Source organism: Streptomyces sp. NPDC041135 (assembly GCF_055592085.1).
This window is the reverse complement of the sequence record NZ_JBVIYZ010000007.1, coordinates 165,039-181,717: the sequence shown is the minus strand read 5'-3', so window position 1 is coordinate 181,717 and position 16,679 is coordinate 165,039. Positions and strand designations below refer to the sequence as shown.

Below are 16,679 nucleotides of genomic sequence, written 5' to 3'. Positions count from 1 at the left end.
GCCGGAGGATCTCGCGGCCGGCCGCCGTCTCCCGTCCCGCGGCGCAGAGGAGTCCCAGCGGTGCCCACCGACCCGCCCGCCCCCGGCCTGCCGGACCCGCGGCCCGCCGGACGCGGGTACGCCAACCCGGTCGTCCCCGGCTTCCACCCCGACCCCAGCGTCTGCCGCGTCGGCGAGGACTACTACCTCGCCTGCTCCAGCTTCGAGTACTTCCCCGGCATCCCGCTCCTGCACAGCCGTGACCTGGTGCACTGGCGCCAGATCGGCAACGTCCTCGACCGGCCCGGGCAACTGCCGCTGCCGCCCGGCACCCGGGCCTCCGGCGGAATCTACGCCCCCACCCTGCGCCACCACGACGGCCGCTTCTGGCTCATCACCACCAACGTCTCCGCCGGCGGCAACTTCATCGTCACCGCCGAACACCCCGAGGGCCCCTGGTCGGACCCGGTCTGGATCGACCTGCCCGGCATCGACCCGGACCTGGCCTGGGACGACGACGGCACCTGCTGGTGCGCCTGCTCCGGCGTCACCGTGGCGCGCATCGACCCCGAGGCCGGGACCGTCCTCGAAGGACCGCTGCCCGCCTGGTCCGGCACCGGGCTCCAGCACCCCGAGGCGCCGCACCTCTACCGCGTCGGCGACTGGTGGTACCTGATGATCGCCGAGGGCGGCACCGAACGCGGACACAGCGTCGCCATGGCACGCGCCCGCTCGCCGCGCGGCCCCTGGGAGGCCGCCCCGGCCAACCCGATCCTCAGCCACCGCGGCACCGGCCACCCGATCCAGAGCACCGGTCACGCCGACCTCGTCACCACCCCCGAGGGCGACTGGTGGATGGTGCTGCTCGCGACCCGGCCGCGTGGGTTCACCCCCGGCTTCCACGTCCTGGGCCGGGAGACCTTCCTGACCCCGGTGCGGTGGGCCGACGGCTGGCCCCGGGTCGGCCCGGTCGGCCTGACGCACGACGCGCCCCGCGCCTGGCACCCGTGGGAACCGGCGCCCGTCCGCGACGACTTCGACACCCCCGACCTCGCACCCCAGTGGATCTCACCCCGCGCGCGTCCGCTCGACTCCTGGTCGCTGACCGAGCGGCCCGGCCGGCTCACCCTGCGCGCCACCGGCGCCACCCTGGACCGCCCGGGCGCCACCTTCGTCGGCCGCCGCCAGCAGCACCCGGACTGCCGGGCGGCCGCCCGCCTCGATCCGGGCACGGGCCGCGCCGGACTGTCCGTACGCCTGGACGAGGCCCACCACTACGACGTCGAGGTGGCGGACGGGAAGGTCACCGTCGTCGCGCGGATCGGACCGCTGCGCCGGCAGGTCGCCGAACGCCCGCTGGCACCCGGACCGGTGACGCTGACGGTGACCGTCCGCACCCCCGCCCAGGGCGCCGTCGCCGAGGGGCACCCGGAGGGCGGGCTGCCCCCGGGCGTACCGGGACCCGGACCGGACCTGGTGGGCTTCCACGTCGACGGCGACCCCGCCCCGCTGGCCGAACTGGACGGCCGCTATCTGTCCACCGAGGTGGCGACGGGCTTCACCGGGCGGGTGATCGGCATGTACGTCACCGAGGGCACCGCGTCCTTCGACTGGTTCGAGTACGCGCCCACGGATCCGCCCCCGGCCCTGCCCTGAGTCGTTCCCGGCGCGCGGCGACCGCCCCGGTCAGTGCGCGGCGGCTGCCGGGAAGGCCGGCGGGAGGGCGGAGCGGCGGAAGAGGTCCGCGGGGACGGCGCCCGCGAGGGCCGCGTATCCGGCCGGGGTGAGGTGGAGGTGGTCGCCGGTGTCGTAGGCGGGGGAGAGGCGGCGGGGGTCGGCGGGGTCACGGACGGTCCGGTCGAAGTCCACGACCCCGTCGAACCGGCCGCTGCCGCGGATCCACCGGTTGACGGCCTGCCGGGCGGCCTCGCGGACGCCGGCCGGGTCGTCGTAGCCGTTGCCGCCGAAGGGGGTGAGCGTGGCGCCGTAGACCCGGATGCCCTGGGCATGGGCGCGGGTGATCAACTGCTCGTAGGCGCCGACCAGTTCGGCCGTTGCCTTCCGCGCGGCGGCTTTGGTGGCGTCGGCGGTGCCGATGTCGTTGACGCCTTCGAAGACGAGCAGCCACCGCACACCGCTCTGGGCCAGCACGTCGCGGTCGAAACGGGCGAGGGCGTTGGGGCCGAGCCCGTCGTTGAGGACGCGGTTGCCGCCGGCCGCCTGGTTGAGGACCGCGACGCCCGACGTGCCGGGCCGGGACCGCAGTCCGGCCGCCAGCCGGTCGGGCCACCGGTCGTTCAGGTTGGTGGTGGACCCGCGGCCGTCGGTGAGCGAGTCGCCGAGCACGACCGCCGCGGAGGTCGTGCTCCGGGACCACACCTCCAGACCGCTGAGGAAGTACCAGTGGTCGACCGCGGTGGCGCCGGGCAGGTCGGTGTCGTCGCGGTGGTCGCCGGAGATCAGGTAGGAGGTCGTGCGCGAGCCGGGGTGGGAGGTGACGGAGGTGGAGGCCTGCCCGTCGGCGAGGTAGAGGGTCACGGAGAGGTTCGCGCCGGGCCGGACGGCGAAGTCCAGCGGGTCGCTGACCGCCTGGGCGCCCTTGGGGATGTCGATGCCCGCCCGCCCGCCGAACGTGACCGGCCGGGAGCTGCCGGGCACGGTCGCGCTGACGCCCGCCCCGCCCCCGTCGGGCCGTGCCACCGAGACCCCGGTGACCGGCAGATCCGTACCGCCGAAGGCGTTGGAGAAGCGCAGGCGCACGTACCGGCCGCCGACGGAGACGTGCACGGTCTGGCGCAGAGTGGCGTGCGCGAGGACCGCGTCGCCCTGGGTGAACGGCGCCGGCGGCATGTTGGCCGGTTCCGTCAGCTGCGGCATGGCCGTCCAGGTGTTCACCCAGTGCGCGCCCGCGGTGTCCGGGCGGGCGTACCCGGAGCCTGCGGCGCCGCTCGGAGCGGTGGCGGCGCTGTCGATGCTGTGCGCGCTCGCTCCGGTCGCCGCGGGAACGACGAGGGCGGCCGTCGCGACGAACAGCGCCACCGCCAGGCCGGCCGGCGATGAGATCCGCTTCACGGTGAAGTCCTCCGTCACTGACCCAGAGGCTGACCTCCAGGCCGGTCCGAAACATTCGATCAACATGTCGAAGTGTTCGGAAGTATGGAAGGGGCCCAGGTGTGCGCACAACCCCCGTGCGGGAAAGGCTTTCCGGTGGACGGCAGACGCGCCACGATCCGCACTGAGCCTCAAAAGTCAGGGCGTACGCGCATCTTGACCGCCCCGGGAGCGCGGCTCTAGGTTCCGTCGGGCGGTTCGTCACTCTGACGGTCGTTCATGTATGTGATCGTCGATCGAGCGAGGCTCCATGTTCGAGGGTGTTCTGTTCGTCCCGGTCACGCCATTCGACTCGAATGATTCGGTCAACCTCCGAAAGTTTTCGGAGCAGGTGGAGCGCGGGGTGCGGGCCGGCGCGGGCGGCGTGTTCGTGGCCTGCGGGGCCGGGGAGTAATCGGCTTCCGCGCCGGAGCGGTCGCCGTCCCGCGCACCCCGGGCCTCGGCGTCGAACTTCTCCGACCCGCGGACCGACGCCGCACCGGGCGCCCCGGTCCCGGCGGCGGAGCGGGCCTGACGGCACCCGCCCGTCCCGCACACCCCCCACCTCCCGTCCTCCCGTCCGGCCGCACCCCTACCGTCCCGCCAACCACAAGGAGCCCCCGTGGACGACAACACCAGACAGCCGGTGAGCAGGCGATCGGTCCTGGGCTGGGCCGTGGGCGCGGCCGCGCTCGCCGGACCCCTCGGACCGCTGCTGGGACCGGCCGGGCAGGCACACGCCGCCCAGCCCTCCCCGCGGCCGACCGACCCCGGGGCGTACCTCACCTTCACACCCGGCCCCGGCGCCTTCCCGCTGGTCCGCTCCGGCCGCGCGGTGCCGCTGGTGGTCAGCGCCGACGACTGGCCGGGCGTGGTACGGGTCGCCGGTGACCTCCAGGCCGACATCGAGCGGGTGACCGGCGTCCGTCCGGCCCTCACGAGAGACACGGCGCCGGACGAGCCGCAGATCACGATCATCGGGACCATCGGCCGCAGCCCGCTCGTCGACGGCCTCGTCGCCGCCGGGAAACTCGACGTCAGCGGGATCGAGGGGGCCTGGGAGACGTCCCTGCAGACCGTGGTGGACAACCCGCTGCCGGGCGTGCGACGGGCGTTCGTGATCGCCGGCAGCGACCAGCGCGGCACCATCTACGGCGTCTACGACGTCTCACGCGGCATCGGCGTGTCCCCCTGGCACTACTGGGACGACGTACGGCCGGTCCACCGCGACGCCCTCTACGTCTCGCCCGGCCGCCACACCCAGGGCACGCCCGCCGTGAAGTACCGCGGCTTCTTCGTCAACGACGAGGGCCCGGCCCTGAGCACCTGGGCCGCCGCGACGTTCGGGGAGGGCAAGGCGCCCGGCTATCCCGGGGGGTTCACCTCCGCGCTCTACGAGAAGGTCTTCGAGCTGCTGCTGCGGCTGAAGGGCAACTACCTCTGGCCGGCCGTCTGGGGCCGGGCCTTCGCCGAGGACGACCCGCACAACCACGCCACCGCCACCCGCTACGGCGTCGTCATGGGCACCTCCCACGAGGCACCCATGATGCGCGGCATCGAGGAGTGGAACCGCCACGCGGTCGCCGCCGTGCGCGACGGCAACGGCAACGTCACCACCCCCGGCCACGACCCCTACGGCGGCACCGGCGAATGGTCCTTCCGCCACAACGCCGAGGCGCTGAAGGCGTACTGGCGCGAGGGCATCCGGCGGATGACCGACGAGGGCTTCGAGGGCGTCGTGACCCTCGGCATGCGCGGCAACGGCGACACCGCGCTGAGCGACGGCGACGGCATCGAGCTGATGCGGCAGATCATCGCCACCCAGCGACAGATCATCGCCGACGTCACCGGCAGGGACGTCACCTCCGTGCCGCAGGTGTGGACGATGTACAAGGAGGTGCAGCGCTACTGGGACGAGGGCCTGCGCGCCCCCGACGACGTCATCGTGGTGTTCACCGACGACAACTGGGGCAACGTCCGCAAGCTGCCCGACACCGCCGCCGAACCCCGCACCGGCGGCTACGGGCTCTACTACCACTTCGACTACGTCGGAGCCAGCCGCAACTACAAGTGGGTCGACACCAACTCCCTGCCCAACGTGCAGGACCAGCTGCACCAGACGTACGCCTACGGCAGCCGCAGCCTGTGGGTCGCCAACTCCGGTGACGTCAAGGGCAACGAGCGCCCCACCCAGTTCTTCCTCGACTACGCCTGGAACCCGGCGAGATGGGGCCCGGACCAGCTGCCGGAGTGGGATCTGCGCTACGCGCGGCAGAACTTCGACGGCCGGCTCGCCGGCGCGATCGCGGACGTGCTGCGGACGTACGAGCGGTTGCAGGCGCGCCGCAAGCCGGAACTGCTCAACCGCCGCCAGACCCTCGACCCGGCGAAGGACCCCGCCGGAGCCGCGGCCGTCATCACCGACGACCGGGCCACCCCCTTCAGCCAGACCGGCCACCGGGAACTGGACCGCGTCACCCAGGAGTGGCAGGACCTGGCCGCGAAGGCCGACCGGGTCGCCGCCCGGCTGCCCGGCAGCGACCAGGACGCCTGGTTCGAGCTGGTCGGCTACCAGGTGCGGGCCACCGCCAACCTCTATCTGCTGCGCCAGGCGGAGTTCACCAACATCCGCTACGCCGCGCAGGGCAGGGCCGCCACCAACGAGCAGGCCGACATCGCCGAGGCCCGGTTCGCCGACGACCGCGCGCTCGCCGACCGCTTCAACCACCGGGTCGCGGGCGGCAAGTGGAACGGCTTCCAGATCCAGACCCACATCGGCTACGGCGACAAGGACCGCTACGGCAGCGACGCGTCCTGGCAGGAGCCCCCGTCCCCCGACAAGATCTACCCAGCCCTCCAGCGGATCACCCTGCCCGAGGCGGCGGGGATGGGCGTGGCCGTCGACGGCTCCGACGGCTGGTGGCCCCACGACCCCGGCACGGCCGTACTGCCCGTCCTCAGCCCCTTCCAGACACGGCCCGCCCAGTACATCGACGTCTTCAACCGCGGCGCCACCCCCTTCGACTACCGCCTGCGCACGGGCGCTTCGTGGCTGACCGCGAACCACACCGGCGGCACGGTCACCACCGAGCAGCGCGTCGTCCTCACCGTCGACTGGCACGCGGCCCCCAAGGGCACCAGCCGCGTCCCCGTGACCATCACCGGCAGCGAGGGCACGACGGTCACCGTCCAGGCGGTCGTCGACAACCCCGACCTGCCCCGCTCCCGCCTCACCGGCTTCGTCGAGGCCGGCGGCTACGTCTGCGTCGAGGCCGCGCACCACTCCCGCAACGTGCCGGTACCGGGCGTCGCCTGGAAGCGGGTTCCCGGCATCGGGCGCACCGGCGACGGCATGGAGCCGTTCCCCGTCACCGCGTCCTCCCGGCCCGCGGGCTCGGGCCCCCGCCTCGAGTACGACCTCACCCTCTTCACCACCGGACCCGTCACCGTCTGGGCCCACCTCTCGCCGCGCAACGCCGCACTGCCCACCGCGGGCCTGCGCTACGCCGTCTCCTTCGACGACCGGACGCCGCAGACCGTGGACATCATCGCCGCCACCGGCTCCAGCGACCTCACCATGAACACCCAGTGGGGCCGCAACACCGCGGACAACGTCAACCGCACGGCCACGACCCATCACATCGACACCCCCGGACACCACGTGCTGACGTTCTGGATGGTCGATCCGACGGTCGTGCTCCAGAAGCTCGTCATCGACACGGGCGGCCTGACCTACACCTACCTGGGCCCCCAGGAAAGCAGGCACCTGACCTGACCTGACGCGGCCCCATCCCACCCCGGCGCACCGGCGCCATGCGCACCGGTGCGCCGGGTGCACCATCGATCCGGAGGCCAGGGGATGGGTGGCGGACAGGCGTGATGCGATAACGATCTCGGCTCACGGGTTGTGCGAAGCCAGGTTCCGCCTAGCCTCCCCGCATGGCATTCCTTTCAAGCCGCCGCACAAAGGTACGACTTGTCCCGGAACTGGACGATCAGGACCTGGGCAGGCTCCTGAAGTCCCTCCGGGCGACGACGCGGAGCGGCACCATCGCGACCACGGACCTGTGTGTCGCGCAGATCTCCCGGCTGCTGGACCAGGAACCGGGGGACTGGGACCGGCGGACGCACCGCATGTCCGTCCTGGCGGACTACCTGTCCGCCTCGCGTCTCCCGGGCCACTGGGCCGCGCGCGAACCCCGCAACGCCACCGCGCTCGTCCTGCACTCCTGGACCCGGCTGGCCCGCGGCCGCTCCCAGGGCCGGCTGGAGGACGCGGCCGCCGCCGTCGACGACTGCCTGCACGCCGCCGAACTCGACGCGGAGGACCCCACCCCCTGGGTGGTCCTGCTGGGTGTGGCACGTCAGGAGCGCTGGGAGCAGCCCAGGACGTTCGGCGTGTGGAACGAGGTGCTCGCGCGTGACCGCTGGAACCGTGAGGCCTACCTGGACATGCTGGGCTACCTCGCGCCGGAGGAGGTGGGCTCGCGGATCCAGGTCATGGAGTTCGTGGACGCGCTCACCGCGCGGATGCCCGCCAACGCACCCTGCGCGGCGGTCGAGCTGACCGCACAGGTCGCCCAGTACCAGGCCGTGCTCGCCCGGGGCGGGTTCGAAGCGCTCACGGCACGCAGCCACTGGTCCCGGGCGTCGGCCGTCCAGGCCCTCGACCGGGCGGCCCACGCCTGGGCGCAGCCGGGTTTCCTGCGCCACGCCCGGGCGCTCGCCGACCTCAACCTCCTCGCCTACGTGCTGATGGCCGCCGACCGGCGCCACGAGGCGCGGCCGCTGTTCGAGGCACTCAACGGCGTCGTCACCCCGTGGCCCTGGAACATCGGCGGCGACCCGCTCACCGAGTTCGACCAGGCGCAGCGCCGGGCGACGGCGGGGCAGTGAGGGCGGGGTGGGGACGGCGGCGCGGTGCCGGTGTGCCCGCCGCCCGCGTCCGTCAGCCGGGCCACCCGTGGTTCGCGGGGCCGGTCGCGCCCGGGGCGGCCGGCGGTCCGCCGTGGGCCGGGAGCGGGCGGTGCACGGTCGGCACGAGCGCCGAGGCGGCCACGATGACGGCACCTCCGGTGCGCAGGACGGCGTCGTAGGCGTCCGCGGGACCGGTCTCGGGGGTGAGCGGGGTGACCAGGAAGACGGTCACCGCGTAGGTGGCGTTGCGGAGGAGGCGGAAGTCGACCAGCGGATGCGGACAGGCGCGCTCCCGCAGTACGAAGCCCGTACCGCTCAGCACGGCGACGCCCAGGACGGCGAGGGTGCGGGGGTGGTCCCGGCCCCAGGCGCTGCCCCGTTCGACGGCGAGGGTCGGGCTCACCAGGGCGAGGACGACGGCAAGGCAGCCGGGCGATCACCAGGGCGAAGCCGCTGAGCGGGGCCGGCAGCCAGAAGATCCAGCGCCAGCCGGGCCCGTCGGTGAGCCCGCCGCCCACGAACGGCCCCGGATCGGTACCCGCGTTGGCGATGGCGAAGGCCGCACCCAGCGCGCGGGCCCGCGTGGCGTCCGGGAAGGCGTTGGTGACGACGGAGACCGGCACCGGGAAGAGCAGCGCGGCGCCGATCCCCTGGACGACCCGGGCCCCGACGAGCGCCCCGGCCGAAGGCGCGAGCGCGCAGCCCGCCGAGGCCGCGCCGAACAGCGCGATGCCGGTCAGCAGCACGGGACACCGGCCCAGCAGATCGCAGCCGTCCGCCGACGATGAACAAGCAGCCGATGGCCGGCATGTAGGCGGAGAGCGCCCACTGCGCTGCCGAGACGCTGAGGCGGAAGTCCTCGGCGATCCCGGGAATCGCCAGGTTCAGCGCGAAGAAGCCGAGCTGGACGCAGAACAGCGCGAGGGCGACGGCGACGAAGGCCCCGGCGGGCCGCCGTGCGGTGCGCGGCGCGTCGTCGGAGGCGCGGGGTGCCTTCCCGGCGGCCGTCCGTCCCCTGCAACCAGGACACGCCAGGAGCGCCTGGGCCGCCGGCGCAGGCCGCCCCCGCCGCGCCGGCGGCCGCCGTGGTGACGGCCACGATCGGCGGGGGCGGCCGGGCTCGGCGGTACGGCGCGGACGGGTGAGCGTACGCGCCGCGGTGACCGCGGGCCCGGCCGGATCACTCGTCGGCCGGACCCGCCTTGCCCTGCTCCTCCGGCCGCGCGGTCTCCCGGCTCTGCTTCTGGTCCTGCTTGCGGTCCTGCTTCGCGGTCGCGGCCGGGCCGGCGGCCGCGTCGGGGGAGGTGTAGAAGACGGACGTGCCCTGCTTGCTGCGCTGCGCGTGGCTCTTGGCCACCAGGCTCTCCAGGGTGGTGCGCACGACCGTCGTCTTGATGGCGCGGCCGGGATGCTGCTGCCCCAGCGCCTGGGCGATCTCGGCGGCGGAGCGCGGTTCGCTCTGACTCGCCAGGTGCTCGCGGACCAGGGACACGAGCGAGGGCTGAGCCGGTTCCGCGGATGCCTTCGCGGACGTCTCGGGAGTCGCTTCGGCGGGGGCCTCGGCGACGGCCTCGACGGGGGCCTCGGCAGCGGCCTCGACGGGGGCCGCAGCGGCCGTCTCGCCGGGCGTCCCCGCCGTTTTCTTCCGGGGCGCCCGCTTCTTGGCGGCGGGCTTGCCGGCCGCCGGGGCGGACTTCTTGGACCGCTGCCTGGAGGCGCCCGCCGTGGCCGGGGCCTTCTTCCGCGGGGCGGGGACCACCGCGGCCGATTCCTTCGCGGCCGGTTCCGCCGCGGCCGGTTCCGCCGCCGGGAGGTCCGCGCCGGCGTCCACGCCGAGGGCCTGCTGGATGCTCTGCAGCACCGAACGGTCCCGTTCGAGTCTCGCGAGTTCCTCCTGGAGGAGGGCGATCTCACCGGCGACACGTTCCTGCTCTTTGCGGTTGGTCTCCAGATCGTCGGCGACCCGGGCCGCGTACTGGTTGGTCACCCCGTTTGATCCGGTGGTGGTCTCGGACATGACGTTCACGCTCCTTCATGGACCCCACAGGCCCTGGGCCGGGAACCCGCGCCCGTGCGGAGTCCGGATTGCGGTCTCCGGCACTGCATGCGAGACGGCAGCCCGTACCGCTGTGTGCCGCCGTGACGTAGTGATACCACGGGTGAGCGGTCGGGTGTTCTCTTCTGCAAGTCCGGCAACCGGCGCGGCGGTATGGGTGCGGGGCGGCAACACGGCGCGTAACGCGCGGAGTTGGGGAAAAGGAGGAAAGTGCCCGGAGGCGGCGTGAAAAAACCAGGTGGATCGCTCGTATGTTCCCAGGTTCGCAGGGCACCAGTAGCGTCGGAGGTTGATAACTATGGTTCCCCTGCTTCTCGTTCTTCTGCTGGCTCTGGTCCTCTTCGGTGCGGGTTTCGCACTGAAGGCACTGTGGTGGATCGCGGTGATCGTGCTGATCGTGTGGCTGCTCGGTTTCGTGGTGCGTACCGCGGACGGCGGCGGCCGCAAGGGCCGTTGGTACCGCTGGTGATTTGGCGGCAACCCGGCCTGTAGCGAGACCACTTGTGGGCCCCGGGACTTCCGGGGCCCACAGTCATGTCCGGGCCCGGCCGGGCCCGCGGGCAAACGGTGTGAGCACTGTCTTCCCGGGCACCCGGACCGACAGTTGGGGTCCGGCGAAAGCAGTGGGACCTGCCTCCGATCGCCGGGCCCCAGCCCATCCCATCCCCATCCCCATCCCCATCCCCATCCCCTTCCCACCCGCTGTCGTCGGTCCGGAACGGGGCGGTGACCGGCCAGAAGCGGGCCGGTGCGACGCGCGGCGGCTTGCAGGCGAAGCGGGCGCCCCGTCGGCGGACGGAGCCGCTCGCCTGCCCGAACGGCCGCGCTCCCGGCGGGACGTACCGCAATGGTTGAGTCGTCACCTTGTCAAAGAACGCCGACGCAGCGGCATTTCCGCAGGTGAGGCCGCATCAGAAATGCAACACCCCAGGTGACCTGAACCGTTGGCGGCGCTTTGCGTTCGGCCGACCGGTCTTGAAAGCTTCGACTCTCGAACGCGCCCACAGCGCGTTCGGACCGAATCATTCGGTATGGGAACATCTGTCCCTTCACGAAATCGAGGCCACCGGTCATGCAGAAGCGGATGAAGCGCATCACCGCGTCCGTCGGACTCTTCGGGTCGCTCGCGGCGTCGGCCCTCTCCCTCGCCCTCGCGGGGCCGGCCTCCGCCGAGCCCCTCACCCCGGTGGCGGCCCCCTCGTGCGTCGCCATGTACGAGAGCTGGCGCTACACGAACGCCGCCAACGACTGCGCCGACACGCTGAGTGTGGCGGTCGTCTACCAGGACGGTGCCACGAGCCTGTGCCGCACGCTGCCGCCGACCGCCTTCGCCACGGTCGGCGAGGGCTACCTCGGCCAGCACGGTCACGCCGACCACCTCGCCCTGTGCGAGCCCACGTGACCGCCTCGCGCGAGCGGGCCCGGGTGCCGCCGGTGCCCCCGCGGGCGCTCCCGGCCCGGCACCCGGCGCCGGGCGGTGGCAGGCCGTGCCGCCACTGCATCGCGGGCGTATCGTCCCTGTATGGGTGACGCTCAGTGTGCCCGGGGCGACGGGCGCGGCCCGGCGCCGCCGCGGCCGGCCGGGCCGGGGGCGGGTGCGGCGGTGCCCGCCGGCCGGTGGCCCGGGGCCGGCGCCCGTACGGGGAGGTGACGCATGTCCGACACCCCGTCCGGGACGTCCGGCGCGGACCTCGGCCCCGAACTGCTGAGTCCGGTGATGACCCGTGTCGTGCGGGACACCGGTGCCTACCTAGGTGCGCTCTACCTGCTGTCGCCGGACGGGCGGACGTTGCAGCTGACGGTGCTCGGCGGCATCTCGTGGCGGATCGCCTCGGCGTGGGCCAGAGTGGCACCGGCGGCCGCGACCCCCGTGAGCGACGCCGTGCGGGAACAGCGCCTGGTCTGGATCGGGAGTCAGCAGGAGCTGGCCCGCCACTATCCGCAACTGGCGCTCGTCCTGCCCCACCCCTTCACCATGGCCGCCGCCCCCGTCGCCGGCGGCCAGGCCGTGTGGGGCGGCCTGGTGCTGCACTGGTCCAGCACCCACCCGCCCGCGCTGAGCGAGGGTGAGCGCGAGGCGATCACCGACGCCTGCCGCTGCCTGGGCCGGCTCCTGTGGCAGGCCGCCGACGGCGGGCGGCCGGTACTGGCACCGCCCGAGCCGCACCTGCTGCCCGCGCTGCCCACCCGTACCGCCGGGCCGGACGAGGCACAGGCCGCGGTCGGCTTCGCCGAGCGGCTGCCCGACGGCTGCTGCGCCCTCGACCCGGACGGGCGGATCACCTTCATCACCACCGCCGCCGCGGACCTGCTCGGCGCCACGGTCCACGACCTGCTGGGCGCCCTGCCGTGGGAGGCGCTGCCCTGGCTGGACACCCCGGTCTCCGAGGACCGCTACCGGGCCGCGGCGCTCAGCCGAGAGCCCACCTCGTTCACCGCCCTGCGCCCACCGGACCGCCGGCTGTCCTTCCACCTCTACCCGGACGCGACCGGCATCAGCGTGCGCGTCGTCCCCAGCGCCTCGGTCCACACCTGGGCCCCGCCACGGCTGGTGCACCCCGCACCCCCCGTGGAACCCGGCCGCGCCACGGCCCTCTACCACCTGATGCACCTCGCGGCCACGCTCACCGAAGCCGTCGGCGTACGCGACGTCGTCGAACGGGTCGCCGACCAGGTCCTGCCCGCCTTCGGTGCCCAGGCGCTCGCCCTGATGGCCGCCCAGGACGGCCGGCTGCGCGTCATCGGCCACCGCGGCTACTCCGCCGCCCTCGTGCGCCGCTTCGACGCCGCCCCGCTGAACTCGGACACCCCCGCCGTGCACGTCCTGACGACCGGCGTCCCCGGCTTCTTCGCCGCCTTCGATGACCTCCAGCGGGCCTATCCCCCCGCGGTCCGGCAGGACGACATGGCCGCCTGGGCGTTCCTCCCGCTGATCACCTCCGGGCGCCCGGTCGGCTCCCTGGTCCTCGCCTACGACCGGCCGCACACCTTCTCCCAGGAGGAGCGCGCCATCCTGACCTCGACCGCCGGACTGATCGCCCAGGCCCTGGACCGCGCCGGTCTCTACGACGCCAAGCACCAGCTCGCCCGCAACCTCCAGGCCGGCCTGCTGCCCAGCGCGCTTCCCGACGTGCCGGGTCTGGACGTCGCCGCCCGCTACCTCCCCGCCAGGCACGGCATGGACGTCGGCGGCGACTTCTACGACCTGATCCGCCTCGACGAGGCTAAGGCCGCCGCGGCCATCGGCGACGTCCAGGGCCACAACGTGCAGGCCGCCACCCTCATGGGCCAGGTCCGCACCGCCGTCCACGCCAGCGCGGGCGCGCCCCCGGGCGAGGTCCTCGCCCGCACCAACCGCCTGCTCACCGACCTCAACCCCGGCCTGTTCACCAGCTGCCTCTACGTCGACCTCGACCTCCCCCGCCGGCGTGCATGCCTGGCCACCGCCGGGCACCCGCCGCCGATCCTGCGCCACCCGGACGGCCGCACGGAGGTCGTGGAGCTGTCGCCCGGACTGCTGCTGGGCATCGACCGGGCCGCCGACTACCCCAGCACCGGGATTCCGCTGCCGCCCGGCGCCATGCTCACCCTGTACACCGACGGGCTTGTCGAGGCGCCCGGCACCGACATCGAGGACGCGATCGCCGCTCTGGCCGACCAGGTCGCGCACGCCCGGAACGTGAGCATGGACGCCCTGGCCGACAGCCTCGTGGGCCAGGCCCGGCGCTCGGCGCGCCGCGACGACGACATCGCCCTGCTCCTCATCAGCCACCGGCCGGGCTGAGCCCGTCCGGCGTCAGGAACCGGTGAGGACGACGAGCTGCCGGGTTGCCCGGGTCATCGCGACGTATCGGTCGACCGCCCCCTCGACGCCCGCGCCGAACTCCTCCGGGTCGACGAGCACGACGAGGTCGAACTCCAGGCCCTTGGACAGCTCGGGCGTCAGCGACCGCACGCGCGGCGCCGGCGGGAAGGACGGGTCGCCGATGACGCACGCGGTCCCGTCGGGATGGGCGGCGAGCCAGGTGTCGAGGACGGACCGCAGATCGCCGGTGGAGCCGTGGACGACGGGAACACCGCCGGAGCGGATGGAGACCGGCACGTTGGCGTCCGGGAGCGCGGCCCGGATCACCGGCTCGGCTTCCGCCATGATCTCTTCGGGCGTCCGGTAGTTGATGCTCAGGGAGGCCAGGTTCACCCGGTCGAGCCCGATGCGGCGCAGGCGTTCCTCCCACGACTCCGCGAACCCGTGCCGGGCCTGTGCCCGGTCCCCGACGATGGTGAAGCTCCGCGACGGGCAGCGCAGCAGCAGCATCTGCCACTCCGCGTCGGTGAGTTCCTGGGCCTCGTCGACGACGACGTGCGCGAACGGGCCGGCCAGCAGGTCCGGTTCGACGGCGGGCAGCGCGCTGTCGTCGATCAGGCTGTCCTGGAGGTCCTCGCCGGCCAGCATCGTCACCGCCCCCTCGCCGTCGGGGTCGGCCGCGAGCAGGTTGTCGATGACACCGGCCATGCGCTCGCGTTCGGCGGCGACCGAGGCCTTGTGCCGGCGGCTGCGCCGTGACGCCTCCGGGTCACCGAGGCGCTGCCGGGCCGCGTCCAGGATCGGCAGGTCGGACACCGTCCAGGCCTGGGTCCCGGCGCGCTGGAGCTTGCGCACCTCGTCGCGGTCGAGCCAGGGAGCGCACAGGCGCAGGTAGGCGGGGACCGACCACAGGTCCGACACGATGTCGGTCGCCTCCAGCAGCGGCCAGGCGCGGTTGAAGGCCGCCAGCAGCTCCCGGTTCTGCAGCAGCGACTTGCGCAGCAGGGCGGGCGGGACGTCTCCGCCGTGCTTCTCCGTGAGGATCGCCAGGAGTTCCTCCCAGACCTGCTCACGCGCGTCGTTGTGCGGCGTGCCGGGTTCCGCCGCCTCGAAGGCGACGGCCCAGTCGTCGGCGGTCAGCGGAACGTCGGACCAGTGGGTGGTGACCGTCATCCCCTCGGCGGGCGGCTCCTCGTAGAACCGGACGGCCTTCTCGATCGCCTTCACCATGTCCGCGGACGACTTCAGCCGGGCCACGTCCGGGTCGGTCTCGGCCACCGCCGAGGCCCCCTCGGCGACGAGGTCGCGCAGGACGCAGATCTGCACGCCCTCCTCCCCGAGGCTCGGCAGGACGTCGGCGACATAGGCGAGGTAGGGCCGGTGCGGGCCGACGAACAGCACGCCGCCCCTGCGGTGACCCAGACGCGGGTCGGAGTACAGGAGGTAGGCGGCGCGGTGCAGGGCGACGACGGTCTTGCCCGTACCCGGGCCGCCGTCGACGACGAGGGCGCCTCGGGACGTGGCCCGGATGATGGCGTCCTGGTCCGCCTGGATGGTGCCGAGGACGTCCCGCATCCGGGGCGAGCGGTCGCCGCCCAGGCTGGCGATGAACGCGGACTGGTCGTCGAGCGCGGCGTGCCCGGCGGCCCCGTCCGGGGTGAACACCTCGTCCCAGTAGTCGCTGATCCGGCCCCGGGTCCAGCGGTACCTGCGGCGGCTGGTCAGACCCATCGGGTTGGCGTGGGTGGCACCGAAGAACGGTTCGGCCGCGGGAGAGCGCCAGTCGATCAGCAGCCGGCGGCCCGTGCTGTCCGTGAGGCCGAGACGCCCGACGTAGACGGGTTCGGGGTCGTCCGCGGTGACCATGTGCCCGAGGCACAGGTCCAGCCCGAAGCGGCGCAGCGCCCGCAGCCGGGCGGTCAGCCGGTGGACCTCCGTGTCCCGGTCCATCGCCTGGCGGCCGGCGCCGCCGGGCGCCCGGCGCTCCGCGTCCAGCTGGGCGGCCACCTCTGCGATCGACTGCTCGAGGCACTCCGCGAGGGCCGCGAAATGCCGCTCGTCGCGGGCGATCAGCGCCGGGTCGGCCTTGGGGGCGAGGCGCTCGGGAAGGTCGAAGGCGCTGGTGGTCAGGGGGTTCACTTGATCAGCTCCGATATGAGGCCGCTTGCGACGGTCATGCGCGGCAAGGCGTACCGGCGCTCCGCGGCGAGGATATCCCGGTCGGTGGCCGCAGCCGTGGTCGCAGCCGCGGACGAGGTCGCGGCGGTGGCCGGGCCGGGTCGTGCGGTGACCGGTGGCGGGTCGCCGGGGTGCCGGGTGGCAGGTCGCGGCGCGGGGGTGCTCGGGCGCCTGGGCGCTCGGGTGCGTGGGCGTGCTGGTGCGCGGGCGTGCGGGTATGCCGGTGTCCGGGGGTCGTGAGGGCGGGTGGTCGCTCAGGCCGGAGATTCTCCGGCAGGAGGGGGGCCTTGCGGCAAGCCCCCCGGTGCGCTATAGCTTGAGAGTGGCAAGGAGCGGCTGACCTCCTTGCCTTTTCCTTTTCCGCCCGGTCGGAGGGCCTCCTGCCACCGGCTGCGCGAGACGCCCCGCCCGGCCGTGAGCGGCCCCCGTGCGTCTCCTGACCGGCGGCCGCGCCCCGGAACCACCTGCCCGAGCCACCGGCCGGTGTCATCTCCCCGCAGCAACGCCCGAGCGCCCGGGTGTAATAGAGCGCGCTGATCCTGTAGACCCCAACACAGTTCTCTGGCATTCTCCGGCAGCCGAACGCAAAAAATCGAAGGCTGTCAGGCAGAGGGTGACACCTTCGGCGATGAAGACAGAGCCGCGCCTCGTCCG

11 protein-coding genes and 1 pseudogene are annotated in these 16,679 nt (G+C 73.6%); 7 read left to right on the top strand and 5 right to left on the bottom strand.

Translation table 11 applies throughout. The annotated features are described in order from the left end of the window. Positions 1-60: 60 nt before the first annotated feature. On the top strand, positions 61-1,635 hold the full coding sequence (locus ACZ6CZ_RS18745) for a glycoside hydrolase family 43 protein (protein WP_469022049.1): 1,575 nt from the start codon (positions 61-63) through the stop codon (positions 1,633-1,635). 30 nt (positions 1,636-1,665) lie between these two features. Here ACZ6CZ_RS18745 and ACZ6CZ_RS18740 read toward each other — a convergent pair whose 3' ends face one another. Further along, the gene (locus ACZ6CZ_RS18740) at positions 1,666-3,051 is read right to left on the bottom strand and encodes an SGNH/GDSL hydrolase family protein (protein WP_469022046.1); all 1,386 of its coding nucleotides are present in this window, start codon (positions 3,049-3,051) and stop codon (positions 1,666-1,668) included. A gap of 289 nt (positions 3,052-3,340) precedes the next feature. Here ACZ6CZ_RS18740 and ACZ6CZ_RS18735 point away from each other — a divergent pair, with 289 nt between their 5' ends. The 3 genes from ACZ6CZ_RS18735 (at position 3,341) to ACZ6CZ_RS18725 (ending at position 7,965) form a co-directional block, all read left to right on the top strand. After that, on the top strand, positions 3,341-3,484 hold the full coding sequence (locus ACZ6CZ_RS18735; RefSeq protein ID WP_469022044.1) for a dihydrodipicolinate synthase family protein: 144 nt from the start codon (positions 3,341-3,343) through the stop codon (positions 3,482-3,484). Positions 3,485-3,691: 207 nt separating this feature from the next. Continuing rightward, a complete protein-coding gene (locus ACZ6CZ_RS18730) occupies positions 3,692-6,844 on the top strand; it encodes a glycosyl hydrolase 115 family protein (protein ID WP_469022041.1) in 3,153 nt (1,050 codons plus the stop codon). Between the two features lie 164 nt (positions 6,845-7,008). After that, complete coding sequence (locus ACZ6CZ_RS18725; protein WP_469022038.1) at positions 7,009-7,965, top strand: hypothetical protein; 957 nt, start codon at positions 7,009-7,011, stop codon at positions 7,963-7,965. A 52-nt stretch (positions 7,966-8,017) separates the two neighbouring features. Here ACZ6CZ_RS18725 and ACZ6CZ_RS18720 read toward each other — a convergent pair whose 3' ends face one another. From ACZ6CZ_RS18720 to ACZ6CZ_RS18710, 3 genes and pseudogenes are all read right to left on the bottom strand, one after another. Next, on the bottom strand, positions 8,018-8,389 hold the full coding sequence (locus tag ACZ6CZ_RS18720; protein WP_469022632.1) for a hypothetical protein: 372 nt from the start codon (positions 8,387-8,389) through the stop codon (positions 8,018-8,020). A 16-nt stretch (positions 8,390-8,405) separates the two neighbouring features. Further along, a pseudogene (locus ACZ6CZ_RS18715) lies at positions 8,406-8,732 on the bottom strand (MFS transporter); the annotation flags it as partial. A gap of 434 nt (positions 8,733-9,166) precedes the next feature. After that, the gene (locus ACZ6CZ_RS18710; protein WP_469022036.1) at positions 9,167-10,003 is read right to left on the bottom strand and encodes a hypothetical protein; all 837 of its coding nucleotides are present in this window, start codon (positions 10,001-10,003) and stop codon (positions 9,167-9,169) included. A 337-nt stretch (positions 10,004-10,340) separates the two neighbouring features. Between ACZ6CZ_RS18710 and ACZ6CZ_RS18705 the strand changes: the two genes are divergently transcribed. The 3 genes from ACZ6CZ_RS18705 to ACZ6CZ_RS18695 all read left to right on the top strand — a co-directional run bounded on the left by ACZ6CZ_RS18705 (position 10,341) and on the right by ACZ6CZ_RS18695 (position 13,826). Continuing rightward, positions 10,341-10,511, top strand: coding sequence for a hydrophobic protein (locus ACZ6CZ_RS18705; protein ID WP_469022033.1), 171 nt, complete (start codon positions 10,341-10,343; stop codon positions 10,509-10,511). Between the two features lie 603 nt (positions 10,512-11,114). Further along, on the top strand, positions 11,115-11,444 hold the full coding sequence (locus tag ACZ6CZ_RS18700) for an alpha-amylase (protein ID WP_469022030.1): 330 nt from the start codon (positions 11,115-11,117) through the stop codon (positions 11,442-11,444). 252 nt (positions 11,445-11,696) lie between these two features. Continuing rightward, on the top strand, positions 11,697-13,826 hold the full coding sequence (locus ACZ6CZ_RS18695; protein WP_469022027.1) for a SpoIIE family protein phosphatase: 2,130 nt from the start codon (positions 11,697-11,699) through the stop codon (positions 13,824-13,826). A gap of 12 nt (positions 13,827-13,838) precedes the next feature. Here the strand turns inward: ACZ6CZ_RS18695 and helR are convergent, their stop codons facing one another. Then, the gene (gene helR / locus ACZ6CZ_RS18690) at positions 13,839-15,986 is read right to left on the bottom strand and encodes an RNA polymerase recycling motor ATPase HelR (RefSeq protein ID WP_469022024.1); all 2,148 of its coding nucleotides are present in this window, start codon (positions 15,984-15,986) and stop codon (positions 13,839-13,841) included. Positions 15,987-16,679 lie beyond the last annotated feature (693 nt).